This window comes from Rugamonas sp. DEMB1, assembly GCF_029834475.1.
Lineage (GTDB): Bacteria > Pseudomonadota > Gammaproteobacteria > Burkholderiales > Burkholderiaceae_D > Rugamonas > Rugamonas rubra.
Genome location: NZ_CP122407.1, coordinates 5,316,662 through 5,342,303 on the forward strand (window position 1 = coordinate 5,316,662; position 25,642 = coordinate 5,342,303).

24 protein-coding genes and 1 pseudogene are annotated in these 25,642 nt (G+C 67.8%); 12 read left to right on the forward strand and 13 right to left on the reverse strand.

Annotated features, from left to right (window positions below; genetic code table 11):
* The first annotated feature begins 32 nt into the window (after positions 1 to 32).
* Both QC826_RS24480 and trmL read left to right on the forward strand, forming a co-directional pair.
* Positions 33 to 890 (forward strand): ComF family protein, encoded by an 858-nt coding sequence (locus tag QC826_RS24480; protein WP_279762842.1) that lies wholly within the window; start codon positions 33 to 35, stop codon positions 888 to 890.
* 74 nt (positions 891 to 964) lie between these two features.
* Positions 965 to 1,435 (forward strand): tRNA (uridine(34)/cytosine(34)/5-carboxymethylaminomethyluridine(34)-2'-O)-methyltransferase TrmL, encoded by a 471-nt coding sequence (gene trmL, locus QC826_RS24485; RefSeq protein ID WP_279762843.1) that lies wholly within the window; start codon positions 965 to 967, stop codon positions 1,433 to 1,435.
* Positions 1,436 to 1,480: 45 nt separating this feature from the next.
* On the opposite strand, the gene rfaE2 is transcribed toward trmL, so the two are convergent.
* Both rfaE2 and QC826_RS24495 read right to left on the reverse strand, forming a co-directional pair.
* Positions 1,481 to 1,954, reverse strand: coding sequence for a D-glycero-beta-D-manno-heptose 1-phosphate adenylyltransferase (rfaE2, locus tag QC826_RS24490; protein ID WP_279762844.1), 474 nt, complete (start codon positions 1,952 to 1,954; stop codon positions 1,481 to 1,483).
* A gap of 31 nt (positions 1,955 to 1,985) precedes the next feature.
* Positions 1,986 to 3,173, reverse strand: a complete 1,188-nt coding sequence (locus QC826_RS24495; protein WP_279762845.1) for a PilT/PilU family type 4a pilus ATPase — start codon at positions 3,171 to 3,173, stop codon at positions 1,986 to 1,988.
* Between the two features lie 181 nt (positions 3,174 to 3,354).
* Between QC826_RS24495 and QC826_RS24500 the strand changes: the two genes are divergently transcribed.
* The 4 genes and pseudogenes from QC826_RS24500 to QC826_RS24515 all read left to right on the forward strand — a co-directional run bounded on the left by QC826_RS24500 (position 3,355) and on the right by QC826_RS24515 (position 6,641).
* Complete coding sequence (locus QC826_RS24500) at positions 3,355 to 4,293, forward strand: hydrogen peroxide-inducible genes activator (protein WP_279762846.1); 939 nt, start codon at positions 3,355 to 3,357, stop codon at positions 4,291 to 4,293.
* Between the two features lie 107 nt (positions 4,294 to 4,400).
* A pseudogene (gene ubiA / locus QC826_RS24505) lies at positions 4,401 to 5,256 on the forward strand (4-hydroxybenzoate octaprenyltransferase).
* Positions 5,257 to 5,349: 93 nt separating this feature from the next.
* Positions 5,350 to 5,715 carry a YqjD family protein gene (locus QC826_RS24510; RefSeq protein WP_279762847.1) on the forward strand — a complete coding sequence of 122 codons (366 nt, stop codon included), beginning with the start codon at positions 5,350 to 5,352 and terminating at the stop codon, positions 5,713 to 5,715.
* A gap of 131 nt (positions 5,716 to 5,846) precedes the next feature.
* Complete coding sequence (locus QC826_RS24515; RefSeq protein ID WP_279762848.1) at positions 5,847 to 6,641, forward strand: substrate-binding periplasmic protein; 795 nt, start codon at positions 5,847 to 5,849, stop codon at positions 6,639 to 6,641.
* 17 nt (positions 6,642 to 6,658) lie between these two features.
* On the opposite strand, the gene proC is transcribed toward QC826_RS24515, so the two are convergent.
* Positions 6,659 to 7,495 carry a pyrroline-5-carboxylate reductase gene (gene proC / locus QC826_RS24520; protein ID WP_279762849.1) on the reverse strand — a complete coding sequence of 279 codons (837 nt, stop codon included), beginning with the start codon at positions 7,493 to 7,495 and terminating at the stop codon, positions 6,659 to 6,661.
* Between the two features lie 28 nt (positions 7,496 to 7,523).
* Entirely contained in the window at positions 7,524 to 8,327 is an 804-nt protein-coding gene (locus tag QC826_RS24525) for a YggS family pyridoxal phosphate-dependent enzyme (protein WP_279762850.1), read from the reverse strand.
* Positions 8,328 to 8,445: 118 nt separating this feature from the next.
* Here QC826_RS24525 and QC826_RS24530 point away from each other — a divergent pair, with 118 nt between their 5' ends.
* The 3 genes from QC826_RS24530 to QC826_RS24540 are packed head-to-tail and all read left to right on the forward strand — an operon-like array spanning position 8,446 to position 11,116.
* Positions 8,446 to 9,489: a type IV pilus twitching motility protein PilT gene (locus QC826_RS24530; protein ID WP_093388131.1), complete on the forward strand. Its 1,044-nt coding sequence runs from the start codon at positions 8,446 to 8,448 to the stop codon at positions 9,487 to 9,489.
* 8 nt (positions 9,490 to 9,497) lie between these two features.
* On the forward strand, positions 9,498 to 10,631 hold the full coding sequence (locus QC826_RS24535) for a PilT/PilU family type 4a pilus ATPase (protein WP_279762851.1): 1,134 nt from the start codon (positions 9,498 to 9,500) through the stop codon (positions 10,629 to 10,631).
* Positions 10,631 to 11,116, forward strand: a complete 486-nt coding sequence (locus tag QC826_RS24540) for a glutathione peroxidase (protein ID WP_279762852.1) — start codon at positions 10,631 to 10,633, stop codon at positions 11,114 to 11,116. Before QC826_RS24535 ends, QC826_RS24540 begins: the two co-directional genes overlap by 1 nt.
* A gap of 169 nt (positions 11,117 to 11,285) precedes the next feature.
* Here the strand turns inward: QC826_RS24540 and QC826_RS24545 are convergent, their stop codons facing one another.
* Together QC826_RS24545 and QC826_RS24550 are read right to left on the reverse strand one after the other, a co-directional pair.
* Positions 11,286 to 11,891 carry a mobile mystery protein B gene (locus QC826_RS24545; RefSeq protein ID WP_279762853.1) on the reverse strand — a complete coding sequence of 202 codons (606 nt, stop codon included), beginning with the start codon at positions 11,889 to 11,891 and terminating at the stop codon, positions 11,286 to 11,288.
* Entirely contained in the window at positions 11,870 to 12,316 is a 447-nt protein-coding gene (locus QC826_RS24550) for a mobile mystery protein A (RefSeq protein ID WP_279762854.1), read from the reverse strand. The genes QC826_RS24545 and QC826_RS24550 overlap by 22 nt, the downstream gene beginning before the upstream one ends.
* Positions 12,317 to 12,656: 340 nt before the next feature.
* On the opposite strand from QC826_RS24550, the gene QC826_RS24555 reads away from it, so the two are divergent.
* Positions 12,657 to 15,170, forward strand: coding sequence for a putative bifunctional diguanylate cyclase/phosphodiesterase (locus QC826_RS24555; RefSeq protein ID WP_279762855.1), 2,514 nt, complete (start codon positions 12,657 to 12,659; stop codon positions 15,168 to 15,170).
* A 98-nt stretch (positions 15,171 to 15,268) separates the two neighbouring features.
* On the opposite strand, the gene glcF is transcribed toward QC826_RS24555, so the two are convergent.
* The 3 genes from glcF to QC826_RS24570 form a co-directional block, all read right to left on the reverse strand.
* Complete coding sequence (gene glcF, locus QC826_RS24560; protein ID WP_279762856.1) at positions 15,269 to 16,510, reverse strand: glycolate oxidase subunit GlcF; 1,242 nt, start codon at positions 16,508 to 16,510, stop codon at positions 15,269 to 15,271.
* 73 nt (positions 16,511 to 16,583) lie between these two features.
* A complete protein-coding gene (glcE, locus tag QC826_RS24565; RefSeq protein WP_279762857.1) occupies positions 16,584 to 17,657 on the reverse strand; it encodes a glycolate oxidase subunit GlcE in 1,074 nt (357 codons plus the stop codon).
* Positions 17,658 to 17,667: 10 nt separating this feature from the next.
* On the reverse strand, positions 17,668 to 19,167 hold the full coding sequence (locus tag QC826_RS24570) for an FAD-linked oxidase C-terminal domain-containing protein (RefSeq protein ID WP_279762858.1): 1,500 nt from the start codon (positions 19,165 to 19,167) through the stop codon (positions 17,668 to 17,670).
* Between the two features lie 238 nt (positions 19,168 to 19,405).
* Here QC826_RS24570 and QC826_RS24575 point away from each other — a divergent pair, with 238 nt between their 5' ends.
* Positions 19,406 to 19,960 carry a cob(I)yrinic acid a,c-diamide adenosyltransferase gene (locus QC826_RS24575; protein ID WP_093389965.1) on the forward strand — a complete coding sequence of 185 codons (555 nt, stop codon included), beginning with the start codon at positions 19,406 to 19,408 and terminating at the stop codon, positions 19,958 to 19,960.
* 135 nt (positions 19,961 to 20,095) lie between these two features.
* On the opposite strand, the gene QC826_RS24580 is transcribed toward QC826_RS24575, so the two are convergent.
* The 4 genes from QC826_RS24580 to QC826_RS24595 all read right to left on the reverse strand — a co-directional run bounded on the left by QC826_RS24580 (position 20,096) and on the right by QC826_RS24595 (position 24,161).
* Positions 20,096 to 20,884, reverse strand: coding sequence for a M48 family metalloprotease (locus QC826_RS24580; protein ID WP_279762859.1), 789 nt, complete (start codon positions 20,882 to 20,884; stop codon positions 20,096 to 20,098).
* Positions 20,885 to 21,144: 260 nt separating this feature from the next.
* Positions 21,145 to 23,013 carry a 1-deoxy-D-xylulose-5-phosphate synthase gene (dxs, locus tag QC826_RS24585; RefSeq protein WP_279762860.1) on the reverse strand — a complete coding sequence of 623 codons (1,869 nt, stop codon included), beginning with the start codon at positions 23,011 to 23,013 and terminating at the stop codon, positions 21,145 to 21,147.
* The gene (locus QC826_RS24590) at positions 23,014 to 23,910 is read right to left on the reverse strand and encodes a polyprenyl synthetase family protein (protein ID WP_279762861.1); all 897 of its coding nucleotides are present in this window, start codon (positions 23,908 to 23,910) and stop codon (positions 23,014 to 23,016) included. It abuts the gene before it with no gap.
* Positions 23,907 to 24,161, reverse strand: coding sequence for an exodeoxyribonuclease VII small subunit (locus QC826_RS24595; RefSeq protein WP_093389961.1), 255 nt, complete (start codon positions 24,159 to 24,161; stop codon positions 23,907 to 23,909). Before QC826_RS24595 ends, QC826_RS24590 begins: the two co-directional genes overlap by 4 nt.
* A gap of 375 nt (positions 24,162 to 24,536) precedes the next feature.
* On the opposite strand from QC826_RS24595, the gene QC826_RS24600 reads away from it, so the two are divergent.
* Positions 24,537 to 25,637, forward strand: coding sequence for an aromatic ring-hydroxylating oxygenase subunit alpha (locus QC826_RS24600; RefSeq protein ID WP_279762862.1), 1,101 nt, complete (start codon positions 24,537 to 24,539; stop codon positions 25,635 to 25,637).
* The last annotated feature ends 5 nt before the right edge of the window (positions 25,638 to 25,642 follow it).

Sequence of the window (25,642 nt, forward strand, 5' to 3'; positions counted from 1 at the left end):
TGCGGCAGTGTACATGGTTGAGGGCCGTCGCGATGCCAAGCGCCGCCGATTTGCCACCCTTCCGCGCGACGGGAACCGCCCCGGCGGCGCTGCTGCGCCGGCTGCGCGGCGCCCTGCTGCGCGGCCTGCTGCCGGCCAGCTGCGCGCTGTGCGGCGGCGCCAGCCCGGACGCCCTGTGCCCGGGCTGCCGGGCGCAGTACCTCGACGGGCCGGCGCCGCCCCGCTGTGAACAATGCGCCAATCCACTGCCCGGGCCGCAGCGGGACCTTGCCGCCAGCGACGACGGCATGGCCGGCGACGATGGTTTGGCCGGCGGCAACAATAATATCGACCGCACGGGCACAGCCGCCCTGTGCGGCCAATGCCTGCGCGACGGGCCGGCCTTCGACCGCACCGTGGTGGCGGCCGACTACGCCGCCCCGCTCGACCAGCTGGTGCTGCAACTGAAATTTGGCGGCCGCCTGGCGCTGGCGCCGCTGCTGGCGCAACTGCTGCGCGACGCCGTGCTGCGCCAGCCCGGCCTCGTCCTGCCCGCCCTGCTCTGCCCGGTGCCGCTGGGTCCGCAGCGGCTGGCCGAACGGGGCTTCAACCAGGCATTGGAGATCGCCCGGCCGCTGGCGCGGGCGCTGGGCGTGGCCCTGCATCCGCGTCTGGCGGCGCGGGTGCACGAAACGCGCGCGCAGAGCAGCGTGGCGCCGCACCAGCGCGGCGGCAACATCGCCCACGCCTTCGCGCTGGCCGAGCCGGCGCTGGTGGCCGGCCGCCACGTCGGCATCGTCGACGACGTGATGACCAGCGGGCAGACCCTGAACGAGTTGGCCGCCACGTTCAAACGCCACGGCGCGGCGCGCGTCAGCAACCTGGTGTTCGCCCGTACCCCGCCGCGTTGAGCGCGCCGAGAATTACCGCACTGAGCGCCTTGGGCGCTTGGAGCGCATTGAGAATGACTTTTAAGGAGATTGCATTGTTTCACGTCGTACTGGTTCAACCTGAAATTCCGCCCAACACCGGCAACGTGATCCGGCTGTGCGCCAACACCGGCGCCCAGCTGCACCTGATCGAGCCGCTCGGCTTCCCGCTCGACGATGCCAAGCTCAAGCGCGCCGGCCTCGACTACCACGAGTACGCCCGCATGCAGGTGCACGCCAACTGGGAGGCCTTCCTGGCCGCCGTCCAGCCCGACCCGGCGCGCATGTTCGCCATGACCACGCACGGCTCGTCGCCGTTCGGCCAGGCCAGCTTCCAGCCCGGCGACGTGTTCGTGTTCGGCTCGGAGACGCGCGGCCTGGACCCGGCGCTGCGCGAATCGTTCCCGCCGGCCCAGCGCATCCGCCTGCCGATGCGGCCGGACAACCGCAGCCTGAACCTGTCGAACACGGTCGCCGTGGTGGTCTTCGAGGCCTGGCGCCAGAACGGCTACGCCGGCGGCGCCTGAGGCGCAGCAGGTAACAAGGCCGCCATGGCCGGTTGAAGCTGCCGACTAGTTGCGGATCTTGTTGAGCAGCTTGGTGGTCGAGCGGTCGTGCTCGAAGTCGATGGCGACGGCGCGCCCGCCGTAGGCCAGCACCGCCTGGCCCTCGGGGATGGCCGCCATGTCGTAGTCGCCGCCCTTGACGTAGATCTCCGGGCGGGCCTGCAGCACCACCTCCAGCGCCGTGTCCTCGTCGAACTCGACCACCAGGCTGACCGACTCCAGCGCGGCCAGCACGGCCATGCGGTCGGCGCAGGCGTTGAGCGGGCGGTCGTCGCCCTTGCCCAGGCGCTTGACCGAGGCGTCGGTGTTGGCCGCCACCACCAGCGAGGCGCCCAGCGCGCGCGCCTGCGCCAGATAGGTGACGTGGCCGCGGTGCAGCAGGTCGAACACGCCGTTGGTCAACACCACCGGCTTGGGCAGCGCGGCGACGCGCGCGGCCAGGTCTTCACGGGTACACATCTTTGATTCGAATTGGGGCATCGGTTTCTTTTCGTTGGGGGTTGCGCCGGCGCTAGTGGCCCGGCGGTTCCGGCTCCGGCTCGGCCTCGATCTGCATGCTCAGCGCGCTGGCGGCCGCCGGGCCGGCGTCGCCGGGCTCCTTGCGCTCGCCGCGCAGCTTGATCTGCAGGCGCAGGCCGTTGGCCGAATCGGCGTTGCGGATCGCCTCCTCGTAGGCGATATGGCCCCTATTATAGAGTTCGTACAGCGCCTGGTCGAAGGTGCACATGCCCAGCTCGCGCGATTTGTGCATGATTTCCTTGATCGCCTGGAAATTGCCCTTGAAAATCATCTCGGCGATGGTCGGCGTGTTCAGCAAAATCTCGATGGCCGCCTTGCGGCCCTTGCCGTCCTCGGTGCGCACCAGGCGCTGCGAGACGATGGCGCGCAGGTTCGACGACAAGTCCATCAGCAACTGGTTGCGCCGCTCCTCGGGGAAGAAGTTGATGATGCGGTCCATGGTCTGGTTGGCGTTGTTGGCGTGCAGCGTGCCCAGGCACAGGTGGCCCGTCTCGGCGAAGGCGATGGCGTGCTCCATGGTCTCGGTGTCGCGGATCTCGCCGATCAGGATCACGTCCGGCGCCTGGCGCAGCGTGTTTTTCAGCGCGTTGTGCCAGGACAGGGTGTCGACGCCGACCTCGCGGTGGGTGATCAGGCAGCCCTTGTTCTTGTGCACGTACTCGACCGGGCCCTCGACGGTGATGATGTGGCCGGCCGAGTTGCTGTTGCGGTAGTCGATCATCGCCGCCAGCGTGGTCGACTTGCCCGAGCCGGTGCCGCCCACCACCAGCACCAGGCCGCGCTTGGTCATGATGACCTCCTTCAACACCTCGGGCAGTTCGAGCTTCTCGAAATTCGGGATCTCCGAGGCGATGGTGCGGATCACCATGGCCACGCACTGCTGCTGGACGAAGACGTTGACGCGGAAGCGGCACACCTCGGGCAGCGAAATGGCGAAGTTGCATTCGAGCTCGGCCTCGAACTCGCGGCGCTGCTTGTCGTTCATGATGGACAGGGCCAGCGCGCGCGTCACCTCGCCGCTCAGGCGTTGCGCGCTGAGCGGCTTCATCGCCCCTTGCGACTTGATACTGGGCGGGAAGTCGGCGGAGATGAACAAGTCGGAGCCGCCCATGTGGTGCATCACCTTGAGCAGCTTGTGCAGATAGGCTTGGGCCTCGTCGGGGCCAAAGGTGGCGGACATACGCGGCCCTCCTTCTTGATACTGTTGCTAAAGCGAAGCACCCGTCCATTATATCGACTGCGTTCCGCTACAATGGGTTTTCTTGCCCAGCCCGCCGGCCCGCCGCGCGCCGCCTTTCCCCGCACTGCCCTGTGGCTTTTCGTGCATTGCGCCGAAGCATTGCCTGTGTTCAAATACATTCATGACCCTGACCGAACTGAAATATATCGTCGCCGTTGCAAGAGCGAAACACTTCGGCCATGCCGCCGAAGCCTGCTATGTCGCCCAGCCCACGCTGTCGGTAGCGATCAAGAAGCTGGAGGACGAGTTGGGGGTGGTGCTGTTCGAACGGGGCGGCGCCGAGATTTCCGTCACCCCGCTGGGCGCGCAGATCGTCGCCCAGGCCGAGCGCGTGCTCGAGCAGACCGCCGCCATCAAGGAGCTGGCCAAGCAGAACAAGGGCCCGCTGGCCGGCCCGCTGCGGCTCGGCGTGATCTACACCATCGGCCCCTCGCTGCTGCCGCCGCTGGTCAAGGGCATGATCGCCAAGCTGCCGCAGATGCCCCTGATCCTGCAGGAGAACTTCACCGTGCGCCTGCTCGAGATGCTGCGCCAGGGCGAGCTCGACGCGGCCATCATGGCGCTGCCGCTGCCCGAGCACGGCATGGCCATGCAGGCCCTGTACGACGAGCCCTTCGTCGTGGCGATGCCGCAACAGCACGCCTGGACCGGCCGCCAGTCCATCCCCGCCGACGACCTGAAGACGGAGAACATGCTGTTGCTCGGCAACGGCCACTGCTTCCGCGACCAGGTGCTCGAGGTGTGCCCCGAGATGGCGCGCTTCTCCTCGCCCGGCAACGGCATGCAGCGCACCTTCGAGGGCTCCTCGCTCGAGACCATCCGCCACATGGTGGCCAGCGGCATCGGCCTGACCGTGCTGCCGCGCGCCTCGGTGCCCGACCTCGACACCACCGACGGCATGCTGCGCTTCCGCCGCTTCGACGCGCCGGAGCCGTCGCGCCGCGTCGTCATCGTCTGGCGCAAGAGCTTCACCCGCAAGGCCGCCATCGACGCCATCTGCGAGGTGGTGCGCGACTGCGAGCTGCCCGGCGTCAGCACGCTGTGCCCGGGCGACAAATAGCCGGCAAACAGCCCCCGCGCCGTGGCCGCCCGGCACCGCCTTGCGCGCTGCCGGCGGCGATTTGCGATAATGCCGGTTTTGCCCTTCCCGACACCATGATGCCTTCCATGACCAAGCTGGAGTTGTACGCGCGCCTGTTAAGGCTGGACAAACCGATCGGCGTCGTGCTGCTGCTGTGGCCGACGCTGAGCGCGCTGTGGATCGCCTCGGCCGGCAAGCCCGACTGGACGCTGGTGCTGATCTTTTCGCTCGGCACCTTCCTGATGCGCTCGGCCGGCTGCGCCGTCAACGACTACGCCGACCGCGACATCGACAAGCACGTCAAGCGCACCGCCCAGCGCCCCGTCACCAGCGGCAAGGTCAGCGGCAAGGAGGCGCTCGGCATCGCCGCCCTGCTGGCCGCGCTGTCCTTCTGCCTGCTGCTGCCGCTCAACCTGCTGACCAAGCAGTTGTCGGTGGTGGCCCTGCTGGTGGCCCTGACCTATCCCTATTTCAAGCGCTTCTTCCCCATCCCGCAGGCCTACCTGGGCGTGGCCTACGGCTTCGGCGTGCCGATGGCCTTCGCCGCCGTGCAGAACCAGGTGCCGGCGCTGGCCTGGGTGCTGCTGGTGTCGAACGTGTTCTGGGCGGTCGCCTACGACACCGAGTACGCCATGGTCGACCGCGACGACGACTTTGAAGATCGGCATCAAGACCTCGGCCATCACCTTCGGCCGCTGCGACGTCGCCGCCGTCATGCTGTGTTACGCCGTCCACCTCGGCCTGACGCTGGCCTGCGGCTGGCAGGCCGGCCTGCGCGGCTGGTTCGTCGCCGGCCTGCTGGGCGCCGCCGCCATCGCCGTCTACCACTACACGCTGATCCGTGGCCGCGAGCGCGAGGCCTGCTTCTACGCCTTCCGCCACAACAACATCCTCGGCGCCGTGGTGTTCGCCGGCGTGGCGCTGGACTACGCGCTGCGCTAGCGCGGAATTGATCTGGCGCATAGCCGGCGCCGGGCCGCAGCCTTTACACTGGCTTCTTTTCCGCGCGCCCGCGCATTCCTCGAAAGGTCAAGCATGGAACCCACCCAACAGAACGGCAAGGCCGGCGGCGACGACAACCTGGCGCGCAGCCAGGCCGCCAACGCCACCGCGCGCGACAAGCTGATGAGCGATTTGCAGAACGTCATCCACGAGGCCGAGACCTGGCTCGACGACAGCACGACCCAGGTCGGCGCCGAGGCCGGCAAGGCGCGCCGCCATTTCGAGGACGCGCTGCAGACCGCCAGGACCGACCTGCGCAAGCTGGAGGAAGGCGTGCTGGCGCGCGGCCGCCAGGCGGCCCGCAGCACCCAGGTGTATGTGCAGGACAATCCGTGGAAGGCGGTCGGGCTGGGCGCGGCGCTCGGCGTCATCGCCGGCATGTTGATCTCCCGTAAATAAGCGCGGACGGCGGCGGGCGGAGCCGCCGCCGTTTCCCCGGCGGGGCAAGCTTATACGACATAAACTAGTTGATCTGCATGGCAACTTGACGCGACAATGGGATTCAGCAAACCGCCCGCCGAATTGAACCCATGGCAAGTCGCCCCCTCCTTCGTTTCCCGCTTCGCACCCGCCTGGCCGCGCCGCTGGCGCGGGCGGCCCTGTTGTCGCTGGCCTGGCTCGGCAGCGCCGGTGCCGCCGAGGTGAGAATGGCCTTCGGCGAAAAGATCCCGCCCTACTGCTTCCCGGAAACGAACTCCGGCATCGAACTGGAGGTCATCGGCCAGGCGCTGGCCTACCGCGGCCATGTGCTGGTGCCGAAGTACTACTCCTTCGTGCGGATTCCGATGGTGTTCAAGGCGCGCGAGGTCGACGCGGCGATGACCGACCTGGGCGAGGACTTGGCGGCCGTCGGCGGCCACTACGGCGACCCGGCGGTGTTCTACGACAACGTGCTGATCAGCCTGAAGGACAGGAAGCTGCAGTTCCGCAAACCCGAAGACCTGCGCGGCCTGAACGTGATCGCCTTCGTCGGCGCCATCAAACGCTATCCCGACTGGCTCGATCCGGTGCGCCAGGCCGGCCGCTACTTCGAGCAGAACAACCAGACGCTGCAGGTACTCACCCTGGACAAGGGCCGCTACGACGTGGCGCTGAGCGACCGCAACATCTTCCGCTACTTCACCCTGCAGTTGCAGCGCGAGCAGGCTTTCGCCCCCAAGCCGACGGTCGAGCAACGCTTCGTCAAGCTCAACCCGCAGGACTACCGCCCGGTGTTCCGCGACAAAAATATCCGCGACGACTTCAACGCCGGCCTCAAACAGCTGAGGGACAGCGGCCGCTACGCCGCCATCTACCAGAAGTACGTCGGCGATCCGACGCCCTGAGCGGGCCGGCGCCCTGCTCAGGCGCCGCCCAGCTCCTCGCCCAGCTCGCGGCCGCGCTCGGCGGCCGCCTTCATCGCCTTGACGATGGCGTCCTTGACGCCGCTCTGCTCCATGCTGCTCAGCGCGGCGTAGGTGGTGCCGCCCTTCGAGGTGACGCGCTCGCGCAGCAGCGCCACCGGTTCGCTCGACTGCGCCGCCAGCTGCGCCGCGCCGACGAAGGTGGCCAGCGCCAGCTCGCTGCCCTGCTGCGCGCTCAGGCCCATCTCCAGCGCCGCCTGCTGCATCGCCTCGATGAAGTAGAACACATAGGCCGGGCCGCTGCCCGAGACCGCCGTCACCGGGTCGATCAAGCCTTCGTCGGCCAGCCAGACGGTGGCGCCGACCGCCTTCAGGATGGCGTCGGCGGCCTCCTTCTGCGCCGCGCTGACGCCGTCGGCGGCGACCATGCCGGTGATGCCCAGGCCGATCAGCGCCGGCGTGTTCGGCATGCAGCGCACGATGGCGCCGTAGCCGCCCAGCCAGCGCGACAGGTCGGCGGCGCGGATGCCGGCGGCGATCGACAGGATCAGCGGCCTGGCCGCCTGGTTCAGCAGCGGCAGCAGCTGGGCGGCCACCTCGCGCATGCTCTGCGGCTTGACCGCCAGCACGATCACGTCGACCGCGCCGAGCGCGGCGTCGGCCGCCGGCGCGGTGCTGACGCCGAACTGCTGGCGCAGCTTGTCGAGCGCGGCGGCGTTGGGGTCGACCACGTGGATGTTGGCGCCGGCCGTCAGTTTGCCGGCCAGTCCGGCGATCAGGGCCGAGGCCATGTTGCCGCCGCCGATGAAGGCGATTTTCAGTGCGCTTGCGTTCATGTCTGTCTCTCGTGGTGGTATGGATGGATTAGTTGGCCGGCGGATAGTGGCGCGCGCCGAAGATGGCGCTGCCGACGCGCACGATGGTGGCGCCCTCGACGACGGCGGCGCGCAGGTCGGCCGACATGCCCATCGACAGGGTGTCGAGCGCCAGGCCGTCGGCGCGCAGTTGTTCGTAGAGTTGGCGCAGTTGGGCGAAGGCGGCGCGCTGCTCGGCGTAGTCCTCGGTCGGCTCGGGGATCGCCATCAGGCCACGCAGGCGCAGATTGGGCAGCGCGGCGACGCGCCGGGCCAGCTCGGCCAGCTCGGCCGGCGCCGCGCCGCTCTTGCTGGCCTCGCCGCTGATGTTGACCTGCAGGCAGATGTTGAGCGGCGCCATGGCGGCCGGGCGCTGCTCGGACAGGCGCTGGGCGATCTTCTCGCGCTCGACCGTGTGGACCCAGTCGAAGTGCTCGGCGATGGGGCGCGTCTTGTTGCTCTGGATGGGGCCGATGAAGTGCCACTCCAGGGCGGGCTGGTCCGGCCGCGCGGCCAGCGCGGGCTCACCAGGCCGCGCGGCCAGCGCAGGCTCACCAGGCCGCGCGGCCAGCGCAGGCTCACCAGGCCGCGCGGCCAGCGCGGCGCGCACGGCGGCGATCTTGTCGAGCGACTCCTGCAGGTAGTTCTCGCCGAAGGCGCGCTGGCCGGCCCGCACCGCCTCCAGCACCGCCTCCGGGCCGAAGGTCTTGGACACCGCCAGCAAGCGCACGCTGTCGGCCGCGCGGCCGGCTTCTTGGGCTGTGGAAACAATTGTCGAGGCGACGGCTTGCAAGTTCTGGGCGATTGTGGACATAATCAGTGAGCGTATAGTGTGGGCAACGTCGGTTAAGCATCAGCGTGGAACAGTTTCAGCGGCGGCCGGTGTGCGATCCCGGCGGCCCCGCCCTCAACCCCAGGCACAGGGATTATAAATGGACATCTCAGAACTTCTCGCATTCTCGGTCAAGAACAAGGCCTCGGACCTGCACTTGTCGGCCGGGCTGCCGCCGATGATACGGGTGCACGGCGACGTGCGCCGCATCAACCTGCCGCCGCTGGAGCACAAGGAAGTCCACGGCATGATCTATGACATCATGAACGACGGCCAGCGCAAGGCCTACGAGGAGATGCTCGAGGTCGACTTCTCCTTCGCCATCCCCGGCCTGGCGCGCTTCCGCGTCAACGCCTACAACCAGGAACGCGGCGCCTCGGCGGTGCTGCGCACCATCCCGTCGAAGATCATGAGCCTGGAGGAGTTGAACTGCCCGCGCATCTTCGCCGAGCTGGCCTCCAAGCCGCGCGGCCTGGTGCTGGTGACCGGGCCGACCGGCTCGGGCAAGTCGACCACGCTGGCGGCGATGGTCAACCACGTCAACGAGAACGAGTACGGCCACATCCTCACCATCGAGGACCCGATCGAGTTCGTCCACGAGTCGAAGAAGTGCCTGATCAACCAGCGCGAGGTGGGGCCGCACACGCTGTCGTTCAACAACGCGCTGCGCTCGGCGCTGCGCGAGGACCCGGACGTGATCCTGGTCGGCGAGCTGCGCGACCTGGAGACCATCCGCCTGGCCCTGTCGGCCGCCGAGACCGGCCACCTGGTGTTCGGCACCCTGCACACCTCGTCGGCCGCCAAGACCATCGACCGCATCGTCGACGTCTTCCCGGCCGACGAGAAGGAGATGGTGCGGGCCATGCTGTCGGAGTCGCTGCAGGCGGTGATCTCGCAGACCCTGCTCAAGACCAAGGACGGCAGCGGCCGCGTCGCCGCCCACGAGATCATGGTGGCCACGCCGGCCATCCGCAACCTGATCCGCGAGGCCAAGATCGCCCAGATGTACTCGGCGATCCAGACCGGCAGCAACGTCGGCATGCAGACGCTGGACCAGACGCTGACCGACCTGGTGCGGCGCAACGTGATCTCGGCGGCGGCGGCCCGTTCCGCCGCCAAGATCCCGGACAACTTCCCCGGATAGGAACCAGCATGGAACGCGACCAGGCATTCAAATTCATGTCCGACCTGCTGCGCCTGATGGTCAGCAAAAAAGGCTCGGACCTGTTCATCACCGCCGGCTTCCCGCCGGCCATCAAGATCGACGGCAAGCTGACGCCCGTCTCGACCCAGATGCTGACGGCGGCCCACACCGTCGACCTGGCGCGCGCTATCATGAACGACAAGCAGAGCGCCGGCTTCGAGCTGAGCAAGGAGGCCAACTTCGCCATCAGCCCGGGCGAGCTGGGGCGCTTCCGCGTCTCCGCCTTCGTGCAGATGAGCTCGGTCGGCATGGTCTTGCGCACCATCACCAGCGAGATCCCGAAACTCGACGACCTGGGCCTGCCCGAGGTGCTCAAGGACGTCGTCATGTCCAAGCGCGGCCTGGTGATCATGGTCGGCGCCACCGGTTCGGGCAAGTCGACCACGCTGGCGGCGATGGTCGACCACCGCAACCAGAACAGCTACGGCCACATCATCACCATCGAACCGGTCGAGTACGTGCATCCGCACAAGAACTGCATCGTCACCCAGCGCGAGGTCGGCGTCGACACCGAGGACTGGGCGGTGGCGCTGAAGAACACCCTGCGCCAGGCGCCGGACGTGATCCAGATCGGCGAGATCCGCGACCGCGAGACCATGGACCACGCCATCGCCTTCGCCGAGACCGGCCACCTGTGCCTGGCCACGCTGCACGCCAACAGCGCCAACCAGGCGCTCGACCGCATCATCAACTTCTTCCCCGAGGAGCGCCGCCAGCAGCTGCTGATGGACCTGTCGCTCAACCTGAAGGGCATGATCTCGCAGCGCCTGGTGCCGCTCAAGGAGAGCGCCGGGCGCGCCGTGGCGATCGAGATCCTGCTCAACTCGCCGCTGATCTCCGACCTGATCTTCAAGGGCCAGGTGCACGAGATCAAGGAGCTGATGAAGAAATCGCGCGAGCTGGGCATGCAGACCTTCGACCAGTCGCTGTTCGATTTGCACGAAGCCGATAAAATCAGCTACGAGGACGCCTTGCGCAACGCCGATTCGGTCAACGACCTGCGGCTGGCCATCAAACTCGAGGGCAAGGCGGCGAAAAACCGCGACCTCTCGGCCGGAACCGAACATTTGGGGATCATCTGATGACAACAATCTACCAACACGCCGCCGCCACGCTGGCCGGCGCGACCGCCGACCTGGGCCAGTACAAGGGCCGGGTCCTGTTGATCGTCAACACCGCCAGCCAGTGCGGCTTCACCCCGCAGTACAAGGGGCTGGAGGCGGTCTACCAGCAGTTCAAGGACCGGGGCGCGGTGGTGCTGGGCTTTCCCTGCAACCAGTTCGGCGGCCAGGAACCGGGCGGCGCCGAGCAGATCGGCGCCTTCTGCGAGAAGAACTTCGGCGTCAGCTTCCCGCTGTTCGCCAAGGTCGACGTCAACGGCGAGCAGGCCCACCCGCTGTTCAAGCAGCTCAAGAAGGACGCCCCCGGCCTGCTCGGCACCGAGGCGATCAAATGGAACTTCACCAAGTTCCTGGTGCGCAAGGACGGCACCGTCTACAAGCGCTACGCCCCGGCCACCAAGCCCGAGGAGCTGGTCGGCGACATCGAGAAGCTGCTGGCGGAGTAGTGTCGTCGTACTGGTGTCCTGAATTGCTAGTTCGTTGAGCCATAAATATGGCGAAATCGGCCTGAGACAAGGAACAAAGCACAGCAAGGCCGGGGCCTTGCGCGCATTTGTGACGCAGTATCAGGACGATTCTCGTCATATTTATTCAACGAATCTGCAATTCAGGACACTAGGTGCGCACGAAAACCAGCAGCGGCGCATAGTCCCTGCGGTCCGCCGCCTGCAATGCATGGATGTACGCGCTGCGTGTCGTCGATGGATTCACCAGTTCGATCCGCCCCCAGGAAAACGGGCGCGCGCCGCATGAGCGCAAAAACACGTCGGTAAGGAGTCGGGCGTGGCGGCCGTTCCCGTTGGGGAAAAGATGAATCCAAACCAGCCGGTGGTGCAAGCGTGTGGCCTGCTCGTCGAGGGAGAAGGTGTTGAACTCGCGCCAGCATTGAACATCGTCCAACAAGTTGCGCAGGCCGACGCCAATTTGCAGAGGATCGATACCGATGGACTTTTCAGTCTTGCGAAAGGTACCAGCCCATCGCCAGGTGCGATCGAACATTTTCTTGTGCAAGCGCCGAACATAGGCCTCGCTCAGTACATTCTGCTTCACACGCTTTTCCGCCCACGCCTGCGCCGCAAGTATGTTCGCCTGCTCGTATTCGTCCAATTCGCGCTTTAGCGTGATATGTCTTGGAATGAGGCCCGCCATCTCATCCGGGTCAAGTGGCGTCGCGCCTGGCGCGTGCACCTGGCCAATGCCTAGTCCCACAGTTGCTTCCAATTGTCATCCAGAAGGTCACGCTGTACCCTGGACACCTCTTTTTTATCCAACCGTGCGGTAGGCGCCTGCTCCTCCAGCCGCATGCTGTGCCAGACTCGAGCGACACGCTCATGTGCAACATCTTGTGCGCGATCCTCGACTCGCCGTTTCAACGAGGAGCGCGGCACCAAGACATATTGGAGCTCGCAATCTAGCGCCTCGGCGGCCCTACGTAACGACTGCAAGGTGATCCGGTCCTCCGCCTCTGATTTTTCCAACGCTGTCAGCGTGCTTTGACTAACGCCAAGACGTCCGGCGAGTTGGCGTGTTGTCATACCGAGTGCCGTTCGAATCGTCTGAATCCAGCCCGGCGACGGGCGTGGCGGCGCAGAGGCCAACCTCACTGCCCGATCAACCTGCGAAAGACGCAATTTTTGAAATTCCATTTGATCGCCTAGTAGGTATGCGCTACTCCATAATTGATTCAGTATAGACGATCAAAGTGTTTATTCAAGATCGTTTATACACGATCACTTCCGCTGACCGTCCCGACTGTGGAGGCGATTTTCCCGCCCCCTCCGCTAACGCCTCGTGTCGCTGCACGCTTGGTCTCGTCCGGCAGGCGAACCGCACGCTACACACGGCAGGAACCGCCACTTTGAAACCGTTTTCAAAAAAAAATGCAACGCGCCGGAATTTTCGGTAATAATGCTTGAGGACAATATTGCCGGAACCTACCCACCACCTATGCCGTTGCTGAGGAAACTACTGTCGTCTTGGCTGCGGATGGGCACCTACACGCGCCTGTTCGTGCCCATTTCCGTCCTCATCGCGGTGGTCGTCTGCGTGCGCTATTCGCTGCTGATCGAGGCCGAGGCGGCCGACGCCAACCTGCGCTACCAGCTCGACGCCCAGGAGCTGGGCGACTATCTGAACACCACCCTGAAGAGCGGCCTGGCGCTGCCCGACCGCGCCGCGCTGGAGACGGCGCTGGCCGGCGCCCTGCTGCTCAACCAGGACGCCGCCGCCGTGCGCCTCGACTATCCCGGCGGCCACCTCGAGGCGGTGCGCAGCGTCAAACCGGAGCCGGCCGGGCCGGCCTGGTTCCAGGCCCTGCGCGCGCTGCGGCCGCTCAGCCGCGAGCTGGCGCTGTCGACCAACGCCACCTTGGAATTGACGTTCGAGCCGACGCTGCCGCTCAACCGCGTCTGGCACACGGTGCGCCAGCAGGCGCAAATCTCGGCGCTCAACGTCGGCCTGATCTACCTGCTGCTCGGCCTGCTGATCTACTCCAACAAGCGCATGCTGGCGCGGCTGGCGCGCGCCACCGACCGCTTCCAGGCCGGCGAGCACGGCGTGCGCCTGCCGCTGCGCGGCACGCTCGAGGCGCGCGCCCTGGCCGCCACCTTCAACAACATGGCGCAGGAGGTGCAGGCGCTGGTCGGCTCGCTGCAGCGCAGCCAGCGCCAGCTGGGCGAGCAGCTCGAGCAGACCCGCGCGGCCCAGGCCCAGCTGCTGGCCGAGAAGGAGCGCATCGAGGTGACGCTGGCGTCGATCGGCGACGCCGTCGTCACCACCGACCTGGCCGGCCGCATCCTCACCTTCAACGCCGTGGCGCAGACCCTGACCGGCCTGGACGAGGCGCAGGCGCGCGGCATGGAGCTGCACCAGGCCTTCGTGCTGGCCAACAACTTCGGCCAGCACTCGCTGCTCAAGGCGATGGGCGCGATCCACGCCGGCGGCCCGGTGGTCAAGGCCGGCGGCCAGAGCCTGCGCCACCTGTCGGGCCAGGTGCGCATGGTCGAATACACCGCCGCCGCCATCCGCGACAGCGCCGGCCGCGTGCAGGGCTCGGTGCTGGTGTTCCGCGACGTCAGCGAGAAGCGCCACCTGATCCAGCAGATGTCCTGGCAGAGCAACCACGACGTCCTCACCGGCCTGCCCAACCGCGCCGCGCTGGGCGGCCGCTTCGAGCAGGAGCTCGAGCAGGCGCGCGAGCACCAGCAGCTGCTGGCGGTGTGCCTGTTCGACCTCGACCACTTCCAACAGATCAACCAGGGCCTGGGCCAGGCGGTCGGCGACGAGGTGCTCAAGCAGGTCGCCAGCCGGCTGCACGACTTCGCCGGCCAGCGCCACTACGTGGCCCGGCTGGGCGGCGACGAGTTCGTGCTGCTGCTGCCGCAGATGGACGGCCGCGGCGCCGTCGAGCAGGCCATGGCGCGGCTGCTGGCGGCGCTGGCGCTCGACTACCAGTGCGACGGCGAAACCGTCAAGATGTCGGCCAGCGTCGGCGTGGCGCTGTACCGCGACGGCGCGACCAGCGCCGACCAGCTGCTGCGCCACGCCGACCAGGCCCTGTACCAGGCCAAGATCACCGGGCGCAACCGCTACCACTTCTTCGACGCCGACCTCGACGAGCAGGTGCGCACCCACCACAACCGCCGCACCGAGGTGCGCGCCGCGCTGCGCGGCGGCGAGATGCGGCTGTACTACCAGCCCAAGCTGAACATGCGGCGCGGCCGCATCGTCGGCATGGAGGCGCTGCTGCGCTGGCAGCACCCGGAGCGCGGCGTGGTCGGGCCGATGGACTTCCTGCCCTTCGTCGAGCACACCGACCTGATCGTCGACATCGGCGAATGGGTGCTGCGCGAGGCGCTGCGCCAGTTGCAGAGCTGGCGCGGCTTCGACCCGGACTGGGTGGTCAGCGTCAACATCGCCGCGCGCCACTTCCAGCGCAACGACTTCGTCGAACGGCTGACGGCGATCCTGGCCGAGTTTCCCGACGTGCCGCCGTACATGCTCGAGTTGGAGATCCTCGAGTCGTCGGCGCTGAGCGACGTCGGCCATGTGCGCGCCATCATGCTGGCCTGCCAGGCGCTGGGCATCAGCTTCGCGCTGGACGACTTCGGCACCGGCTACTCGTCGATGAGCTACCTGAAGCGGCTGCCGGCCGACGTCCTGAAGGTCGACCAGAGCTTCGTGCGCAACATGTTGGTCGACCGCGACGACCGCCACCTGGTCAGCGCGGTGATCGGCCTGGCGCGCGCCTTCGAGCTGGGCGTGATCGCCGAGGGTGTCGAGACGGTGGCGCACGGCGCGCTGCTGATGCGGCTCGGCTGCGACCTGGCGCAGGGCTTCGGCATCGCCCGGCCGATGCCGTCGGCCGAGGTGCTGCCCTGGGTCAGCGCCTTCGACACGGCGCCGGTGTGGCAGGCCGCCGCCCTGCTGCCGCCGATCGCCCAGGCGCAGTCCGACGACGGCGCCGGCCGCGCCCAGGACGGCGCGGCGCTGGCCGGCTAGGCCGACTGCCGAGTCCGTGTCCGAATGTCGGCACTGACCCCGAACTAAAACCGGGGTCAGTGCCGACATTCGGACATTTCAGGCGATGCCGCCGCCGGCTAGGCGCTCGCCAAGGCGCGGTCGATCAGCTCGATCCAATGCTGCACCGGAGTCTCGGTGCCGGACTGCAGGTGGGCCTGGCAGCCGACGTTGGCCGAGACGATGGTCGCGGCGCCGGTGGCGGCCAGGTTGGCCAGCTTGCGGTCGCGCAGCTGCAGCGACAGCTGCGGCTGCAGGATCGAGTAGGTGCCGGCCGAGCCGCAGCACAGGTGGCTGTCGGCGCACAGCTTGACGTCGACGCCGACGGCGCGCAGCACGTCCTCGACCTTGCCACGGATCTGCTGGCCGTGCTGCAGCGTGCACGGCGGGTGGTAGGCGACCCGCTGGCCTATCCGCCCGCCGATGCGGCGCGCCAGTTCGGCCTCGAACTGCGGCATCACCTCGCTCAAGTCGCGCGTCAGCGCCGAGACGCGCGCCGCCTTGGCGGCGTAGGCGTCGTCGTGCGCCAGCAGGTGGCCGTACTCCTTGACGGTGGCGCCGCAGCCCGACGCCGTCATCACGATCGCCTCGACCGCGCCCGCCCCTTCGCCGGAAACGTAGGGCCACCAGGCGTCGATGTTGCGGCGCATGTCGTCGAGCGCGCCGTCCTGGTCGTTCAAATGGTAGCGCAGCGCGCCGCAGCAGCCGGCCTTGGGCGCGGCGATCAGCTGCACGCCGAGCGCGTCGAGCACGCGCGCGGCGGCGCCGTTGATGTTGGGCGCCATGCCCGGCTGGACGCAGCCCTCCAGCACCAGCATGCGGCGCGCCCGCGCGCCGTCCGGCCGCAGGCCACCGCCCTGCCGGCGCGGGATCTTGTCCTGCAGCGGCTGCGACAGCAGCGGGCGGAACAGCTGGCCGGCGCGCAGCGCCGGCTTGAAGATCCAGGGCCGCGTCAGCGTCTCCTTCAGCAACAGGCGCTTGAAGCGCTCGCCCAGCGGCCGCGCGATGCGCTGCTCGACCACCTTGCGGCCGATGTCGGCCAGGCGGCCGTACTGCACGCCGGACGGACAGGTGCTTTCACAGTTGCGGCAGGTCAGGCAGCGGTCCAAGTGCAGCTGCGTCTTGGCCGTCACCGGCGCCCCTTCGAGCACCTGCTTGATCAGGTAGATGCGGCCGCGCGGGCCGTCCAGCTCGTCGCCGAGCAGCTGGTAGGTCGGGCAGGTGGCGGTGCAGAAGCCGCAGTGCACGCAGGCGCGCAGGATGGCCTCGGCTTCGTCGCCTTCCGGCGTGTTCTTGATGAAATCGGCGAGATTGGTTTGCATGGATACTTGATGACTCAATCAATAATTCGGTCGGCGCTGCGGCGGGGTCGGCTGGCGTCTTCGGTTCGGTAGTTCAGCTCAATGTTTCAGCCAAATACATGCGGCCGGGATTGAAGATGCCGGCCGGGTCGAACTCCCGGCACAGCAGCTGGTTGACGCGCGCCACCGCCGGCGCCATCGGGTGGAAGGCGCCGACGCTCTTGTCGGCGGCGCGGAACAAGGTGGCGTGGCCGCCGGCGGCGGCGGCGTTGGCGCGGATCTGCGCCGCCCTACCGGCGTCGGCGTCGGCGGCCAGCCAGCGCTGCGCGCCGCCCCACTCGATCAGCTGCTCGCCGCTGAGCACCATGGCGCTGGCCTGCGGCGGCAGCGACAGGCGCCACAGGCTGGCGCAGTCGAAGAAGCCGTGGCGCTGGTCGCGCAGGCTGCTCCAGAAGGCCTCGGCCTCGGGCAGCGCGGCGCCGCCCAGCTTGCGCTGCGCCGCCTCGACGGCGGCGCCGGCGCCGGACAGGCGCAGCGACAGCACGCCACGGTGCCAGCAGCTGGCCGAGATCGGCAGCGGCTGACCGGCCCAGTCGTTCAACTTGGCCAGCGCCTCGATCTCGCCCATCTCGAAGCGCAGGCTGGCCTCGCGCACCGGCAGCGGCAGCACCTTCAACGACACCTCCATGATCAGTCCCAGCGTGCCGAGCGAGCCGGCCAGCAGGCGCGAGACGTCGTAGCCGGCGACGTTCTTCATCACCTGGCCGCCGAAGCGCAGCACCTCGCCCCGGCCGTCCATCAGCACGGCGCCGAGCATGAAGTCGCGCAGCGCGCCGGCGCTGGCGCGGCGCGGGCCGGACAGGGCGCTGGCGACCACCCCGCCGATGGTCGAGCCGGCGCCGTAGCGCGGCGGCTCGAAGGCCAGCATTTGCTGCCGCTGGGCCAGCAGCGCCTCGATCTCGGCCAGCGGCGTGCCGCAGCGCGCCGTGACCACCAGCTCGGTCGGCTCGTAGGCCACCACGCCGCTGTGGGCGCGGGTGTCGAGCACGGCGCCGACGGGCGCGTTGCCGTACCAGTCCTTGGTGCCGCCGCCGCGTATGCGCAGCGGCGTCTTGGCCGCCGTGGCGCCACGGACCTGGGTTTGGAATTGTTCTACGATCGCTTGCAAGGGGACTCCGTTAAAAACGCGGCAAATGGGCGAACGGCATCAGGCCGCCGGTGACGCGCATCTTGCCGAATTCGGCGCAGCGGTTCAGCGTCGGGATCGCCTTGTCGGGGTTGAGCAGGCGCGCCGGGTCGAAGGCGCGCTTGACGGCGTGGAAGGCGGCCAGTTCGGCCGGGGCGAACTGCACGCACATCGAATCGATCTTCTCGATGCCAACGCCGTGCTCGCCGGTGATGGTGCCGCCGACCGCCACGCACAACGCCAGGATCTCGGCGCCGAAGGCCTCGGCGCGGTCGAACTCGCCGGGCGCGTTGGCGTTGAACAGGATCAGCGGGTGCAGGTTGCCGTCGCCGGCGTGGAACACGTTGGCGCAGCGCAGGCCGTGCTTGATCTCCATCGCGGCGATCCCGGCCAGCACCTCGGCCAGGCGTTTGCGCGGGATGGTGCCGTCCATGCAGTAGTAGTCGGGCGAGATGCGGCCGGCCGCCGGGAAGGCGTTCTTGCGGCCGGACCAGAAGCGCATGCGCTCGGCCTCGCTCTGCGACACGGCGATGGCGCTGGCGCCGGCCTGTTGCAGCACGGCCGACATGCGCGCGATGTCCTCCTCGACCTCCTCGGCGGTGCCGTCGGCCTCGCACAGCAGGATGGCGGCGGCCTCGGTGTCGTAGCCGGCCTTGACGAAGGGCTCGACCATGCGCGACGAGGTCTGGTCCATCATCTCCAAACCGGCCGGGATGATGCCGGCGGCGATCAGGTCGGCCACCGCGTTGCAGCCGGCGCCCACCTGGTCGAACGAGGCCATGATGACGCGCGCCGTGGCCGGTTTGGGGATCAGCCTGACGGTCACCTCGGTGACGATGCCGAGCATGCCCTCCGAGCCGACGAACACCGCCAGCAGGTCGAGGCCGGGGGCGTCGAGCGCCTCGCCGCCCAGTTCGAGCACCTCGCCGTCAATGGTGACCATGCGCACGCGCAGCACGTTGTGCACGGTCAGGCCGTATTTGAGGCAGTGCACGCCGCCCGAGTTCTCCGCCACGTTGCCGCCGATGGTGCAGGCGATCTGCGACGACGGGTCGGGCGCGTAGTACAGCGCGTGCTGCGCCGCCGCGTCGGAGATGGCCAGGTTGCGCACGCCGGGCTGCACCACCGCCGTGCGCGAGTACGGGTCGAGCCGGACGATCTGGTTCAAGCGCGCCGTCGACAGCACCACGCCGTCGACGATCGGCATGGCGCCGCCGGACAGGCCGGTGCCGGCGCCGCGCGGCACGATCGGCACTTTCAGCTGGCGGCAAACGTTGAGGATGGCGACCACCTGCGCCTCGCTCTCCGGCAGCGTGACGATCATCGGCAGCTGGCGGTAGGCGGCCAGGCCGTCGCATTCGTAGGGGCGGGTGTCCTCCAGGGCGGACAGCACGCAGTGCGGCGGCAGCACGGCGCCCAGGGCGGCGGCGACCTCGCGCTGGCGGGCGGCCAGCACGGCCGGGTCGGCCGGGGCGGATGTAGCAATATTCATGGGGGCGGATACCGGAAAGCGCTTGGACAAGCGTCGATTGTAAGCACAAAAAGTGGCGAATAGCGCCTTGTTGCGTCCAATTCTACGCTTTTCGGTATAAAACCCGGCGGCTTCGCCCCTTGCTGTCGTTTTCCGCCCAAGCCGCCGGCCGCGTCAGCGCAGCGTAAGCCAAGCAAGACTAGTGCAACGGCGGGCCGATTTGGCGTATCCTCACAGCTTTCACCGATCAGGAAGCATCATGGGCAACCGACTCTCGAAAATCGCCACCCGCACCGGCGACAATGGCACCACCGGACTGGGCGACGGCAGCCGCACCGACAAGGACAGCGTGCGCGTGCACGCCATGGGCGACGTGGACGAGCTCAACTCGAACCTCGGCCTGCTGCTGTGCGAGGCCATGCCCGACGCGCTGCGCGAGGAGCTGATCACCATCCAGCACGACCTGTTCGACCTGGGCGGCGAGCTGTGCATCCCCGGCTACCAGATGATCACCGAGACCCACGTGGCGCGGCTCGACGACCTGCTGGCCAGGTACAACGCCGACCTGCCGGCGCTGACCGAGTTCATCCTGCCGGCCGGCTCGCGCGCCGCCGCCCTCGCCCACATCTGCCGCACCGTGTGCCGCCGCGCCGAGCGCAGCATCGTCACCCTGGGCAAGGCCGAGACCATCAACGACATGCCGCGCCAGTACGTCAACCGCCTGTCGGACCTGATGTTCGTGCTATCGCGCGTGCTCAACCGCTTCGCCGGCGGCAGCGACGTGCTGTGGCAGCACGAGCGCAAGCGCGGCTAAAGCTCAGGCCAAGCCCAGCGCGGTAAAACCAGCACGCGCCGGCCAACCCGGCGCGCGGGCAGCCCAGCGCACCGGCTCCCTGTCCGCAGCGGCACCGCGCGGACCAGCCGGAGCTGGGGCGCGAGGCCGGGCCGCTCAGGGCTGCGCCTGCGCCACCGCAGCGCCGCTGGGCGCTGCGCCGAACAGCAGCGCCATGCCCTTGGCCATGCTGAGCCGCGAGGCCGGCGCCGGATGGCCGCCGGACAGCAGCGAGGCGGCGGCGGCGTCGTCGTCGGCCAGCTTGCGGTAGAAGCCGACCATGGCCGCCGCCGGCCAGCCGGCGCGGTGCGCCAGCACCATGCCCAATTGGTCGGCCTCGCTCTCCTGCAGGTTGGACAGGGCCGACAGGCGGATTTGCAGCGACAAATCCGTGGCCAGCCGTTCCATCAGCACGTCCAGCGGCGGCTCCGGCTGGCGGTTGAAGTACAGCGCCTCGGACAGGGTTTCGCGGTCGTGCTCGGCCACCGCGTGCGCCACCTCGTGCGCCAGCAGGGTGGCCAGCTCGCCGTCGTCCAGCGCCAGCTTGCGCACGAAGGCGCTGCCGACCAGGATCTTGCCGCCGGCCATGCACTGGGCGTCGACCCCGGCGTCGCTGGTGGTGTGGAACTCCCACTGCCAAACGGCCGTTTCGGGCTTGAGCGCGGCGGCGGCGCGCACCAGGCCGGCGCCGATGCGCTGCAGCCGCGCCAGCAGCACGCGGTCGTCGTCGAGCCGGCCGCCGGCCGCCAGGTCGACCACCTGGTCGAGGTAGCGGTCCTCCATCCGCTCGGCCACCTCGGCGGCGCCGAAGCGCAGCTCCTGCCAGCGGCCCGACTCCGGCACCTGGGCCGACGCCAGGCGGCACAACATAGACAGCCCGACCACTGCGAGTGCGCTGCGCTTCATGTTCTCCCCCACCCGGTGCGCCGATGGACGCGGCGTGCGATGCGCCGCGATCTGATATAAACGATTTATATCAATATAGGATTGAAGCGGGCACAAGGCAAGGAAACCCTGCAGTCGGTTTGTGCCGGCGCAACCCTAGGGTCAGACCCTGAGGGTCTGACCCTGTCTCGACGCCGACTGGATCGCCGGCACTCTGGCGCCTTGAGGGGCCAAAAAAAGCGACGCCGCAGCGTCGCTTTTATCCCGCCAGCCGCCAGGTCCTAGGCGTTGTTGACCACCAGCCGCGGTTCCTCGCCGCCGAAGCGGCGCTTGATCGAGGCGGTGATGCCGGCGCTGTCCAGGCCCACGCTGGCGAGCAGCTTGGCCGGGTCGCCGTGGTCGATGAACTTGTCCGGCAGGCCGATCATCAACAGCGGCTTGACGATGCCCTCGGCGGCCAGCGCCTCGGCCACGGCCGAACCGGCGCCGCCCATGATGCTGCCCTCCTCCACCGTCACCAGGTAGTCGTGCTCGGCGGCCAGCCGCTTGACCAGTTCCACGTCGAGCGGCTTGACGAAGCGCATATTGGCCACCGTCGCGTCCAGCGCGGCACCGGCGGCGACGCTGGGCGCCACCATCGAGCCGAAGGCCAGGATGGCGATCTTCTGGCCCTGGCGCTTGATCTCGCCCTTGCCGATCTCAATCGCGTCGAGCTGCTGCACGATGGCCGCGCCGATGCCGGCGCCGCGCGGATAGCGCACCGCCGCCGGACCGGGATAGAGGTAGCCGGTGGTGAGCATCTGGCGGCACTCGTTCTCGTCCGAGGCGGCCATGACCACCATGTTCGGAATGCAGCGCAGGTAGGCCATGTCGTAGTTGCCGGCGTGGGTGGCGCCGTCGGCGCCGACCAGGCCGGCGCGGTCCAGCGCGAAGGTCACGTCCAGGTTTTGCAGGGCGACGTCGTGGATCAGCTGGTCGTAGCCGCGCTGCAGGAAGGTCGAGTAGATCGCCACGACGGGCTTGAGGACCTCGCAGGCCAGGCCGGCGCCGAAGGTCACCGCGTGCTGCTCGGCGATGCCGACGTCGAAGTAGCGGTCCGGGTACTGCTGCTCGAAGCGCACCATGCCGGAGCCCTCGCGCATGGCCGGCGTGATGCCGACCAGGCGCTTGTCCTGCGCCGCCATGTCGCACAGCCAGTTGCCGAACACGTCGGTGTAGCTCATCTTGCCCGGCGCGGCCGGCTTGATGCCCTCGGCCGGGTTGAACTTGCCGGGGCCGTGGTACAAGGTCGGCTCGGCCTCGGCCAGCTTGTAGCCCTGGCCCTTCTTGGTCACCACGTGGAGGAATTGCGGCCCCTTCAGGTGCTTGATGTTCTGCAGCGTGGGAATCAGCGAGTCGAGGTCGTGGCCGTCGATCGGGCCGATGTAGTTGAAGCCGAACTCCTCGAACATGGTGGCCGGCACCACCATGCCCTTGGCGTGCTCCTCGAAGCGCTTGGCCAGCTCCAACACGGGGCCGGGCAGCACCTGCTTGCCGACGTTCTTGGCGGCGGCGTAGAACTGGCCGGACATCAGCCGCGCCAGGTAGCGGTTGAGCGCGCCGACCGGCGGCGAGATCGACATGTCGTTGTCGTTCAGGATCACCAGCAGGTTGACGTCCTCCTGCACGCCGGCGTTGTTGAGCGCCTCGAAGGCCATGCCGGCGGTCATCGAGCCGTCGCCGATGACGGCGATGGCGTGCCGGTGCTCGCCCTTGATCTTGGCCGCCTGCGCCATGCCCAGCGCGGCCGAGATCGAGGTCGACGAGTGGGCCGTGCCGAAGGTGTCGTATTCGCTCTCGTCGCGCTTGGGGAAGCCGGAGATGCCGCCCAGCTGGCGCAGCGTGCCCATGCGCTCGCGCCGGCCGGTGAGGATCTTGTGCGAGTAGGTCTGGTGGCCGACGTCCCAGACGATGCGGTCGTGCGGCGTGTTGAAGACGTAGTGCAGCGCCACGGTCAGCTCGACCGTGCCGAGGTTGGACGACAGGTGGCCGCCGGTCTTGGAGACCGAGTCGAGCAAATAGTGGCGCAGCTCGTGCGCCAGCGGCGTCAGTTGGTGGCGTGCCAGCTTGCGCACGTCGGCCGGTGAGTCTATGTTTTCGAGCAAGTTCATTTATGCCTTCCGCTGCACGATCAAATCCGCGAGTTCGCGTAACCGCAGAGCTTTTTCTCCGAACGACGCGAGCGCTGCGTGCGCCTCGAGCCGCAATTGTTCTGCCAACGCGCGCGACGCTTCCAAACCCAGGATCGAGACATAGGTCGGTTTGTTGTCGGCGGCGTCCTTGCCGGCGGTCTTGCCCAGCGTGGCCGAGTCGGCCGTCGCGTCGAGCACGTCGTCGACCACCTGGAAGGCCAGGCCGATGGCGCGCGCGTAGGCGTGCAGCGCGGCCGTCTCGGCCGCGTCCAGGTCCTTGCCGGCGGTGGCGCCCAGCAGCACCGAGGCGCGCAGCAGCGCGCCGGTCTTCAACTGGTGCATCTGCTCCAGCTGCGGCAGCGTCAGGCTCAGGCCCACGCTGTCCAAATCGATCGCCTGGCCGCCGCACATGCCGGCCGAGCCGGAGGCATGCGCCAGCAGGCGCAGCATGGCAGCCAGCCGGGCCGCCGGCACCATGTTCAGGTCGGCCTCGGCCAGCACCAGGAAGGCCTGCGACTGCAGCGCGTCGCCGACCAGCAGCGCGGTGGCCTCGTCGTAGGCGATGTGGACGGTCGGCTTGCCACGGCGCAGCGCGTCGTCGTCCATGCAGGGCATGTCGTCGTGCACCAGCGAGTAGGCGTGGATCATCTCCACCGCCGCCGCCGCGCGGCGCAGGGTGTCGGCGTCGGCGCCGAACAGGGCGCCGGCGGCATACACCAGCAGCGGGCGCACCCGCTTGCCGCCGCCCAGCAGGGCGTAGCGCATGGCCGCGTGCAGCTTGCCCGGCACCACGTCAACGGCCGGCAGCAGGGCCGCCATGTCGGTTTCCGAGGCGGCCTGCACGGTCTTCATCCAGTCGTCGAAGGCGGCCGTCATTGCGCCGCCTCGTCGGCGTCGGCGAAGGGCTTGAGCATGTCGCCCTCGAGCACCTTGACCTGGGATTCGACCTTGTCGAGCTGGCCGGCGCAGAATTTCACCAGCGCCGAACCGCGCTGGTAGGCCGCCACCGAGGCCTCCAGCGGCAGCTGGCCGGCCTCCATTTGCGACACCAGTTGCGCCAGTTCGGCCATCGCCTCTTCGAACGAGGCGGGCGCAGCGGCTGTGTCGGCTGTTAATTTCTTGGACATAAGGGTTTTCAAATCTTCAAGGCAATAGCGGCAGCAAGGGCTGCGAGCGCAGTGTAGCCCGTTATTTTAGAACAAACCACCTGATCGGGTGGAACTAAAGGCAAGACCGGCACGCGCGGGCGGCGCACTTATATGGGCAAATACGCGCGAATCGACGAAATATCGCTAGATTTTAGCGCAATCGGCCCCATATCTGCGGCGAACGTACGTTTATTACAATTAATTCGAGGACAAAGTGGCGCTGCGGGCCGCTTTGAGCGCCGGAAAGCGGTATAATCGCCGGTTCTGTCCGAAATACCATTTCAAAAACTTGAATTCAGGTCTTTACGGAGTCTGTCTCTCTTTGGTTTGATGTACATATTAAGGGGGGTTGGGATGTCCGATCTGGGTACCCACGCCAAGCTCGCGCCTTCAAACGCGCAACTTCCGGTAAGCGTCTATTTTGACGATGCGCTTCTGCAGCGCGAAATGCAGCAACTTTTCCAGGCCGGCCCGCGCTACATCGGGCACGAGCTGATGGTGCCGAACGTCGGCGACTTCGCCACCCTCGTTTCCGAAAACGAGGGACGCATGCTGGTGCGCAACGCAAACGGCCTGGAGCTGCTCTCCAACGTCTGCCGCCACCGCCAGGCGCTGATGTTCAACGGCCGGGGCAACGCCAACAACATCGTCTGTCCGCTGCACCGCTGGACCTACGACCTCAAGGGCGAGCTGATCGGCGCGCCCCACTTCGCCGAGACGCCCTGCCTGAACCTGCCGAAAACCGGGCTGCAAAGCTGGAACGGCCTGCTGTTCGAGCAAAACGGCTACAACGTGATGGAGAAACTGTCGCAGCTGTCGGTCACCAAAGACCTCGACTTCTCCGGCTACATGTTCGACCACGTCGAGGTGCAGACCTGCAACTACAACTGGAAGACCTTCATCGAGGTCTATCTGGAGGACTACCACGTCGAGCCCTTCCACCCGGGCCTGGGCGGCTTTGTCAGCTGCGACGACCTGCGCTGGGAATTCGGCCGGGACTACAGCGTGCAAACGGTGGGCGTCAACCAGGGCCTGCTCAAGTCCGGCTCGGCGATCTACCAGCGCTGGCAGGAGCAGGTGCTCAAGTTCCGTGGCGGCGAACCGCCGCCGTACGGCGCCATCTGGCTGACGCTGTACCCGAACATCATGGTCGAGTGGTATCCGCACGTGCTGATCGTCTCGACCCTGTGGCCGGACGGCCCGCAACGCACCAAGAACGTGGTCGAGTTCTACTACCCCGAGGAGATCGTGCTGTTCGAGCGCGAGTTCATCGAGGCCGAGCGGGCCGCCTACATGGAGACCGTGCTCGAGGACGACGAGATCGCCCTGCGCATGGACGCCGGCCGCAAGGCCCTGCTGCGGCGCGGCACCAGCGACGCCGGCCCCTACCAGTCGCCGATGGAAGACGGCATGCAGCACTTCCACGAGTGGTATCGCAACAATATTGAGTTGTAAGGCGG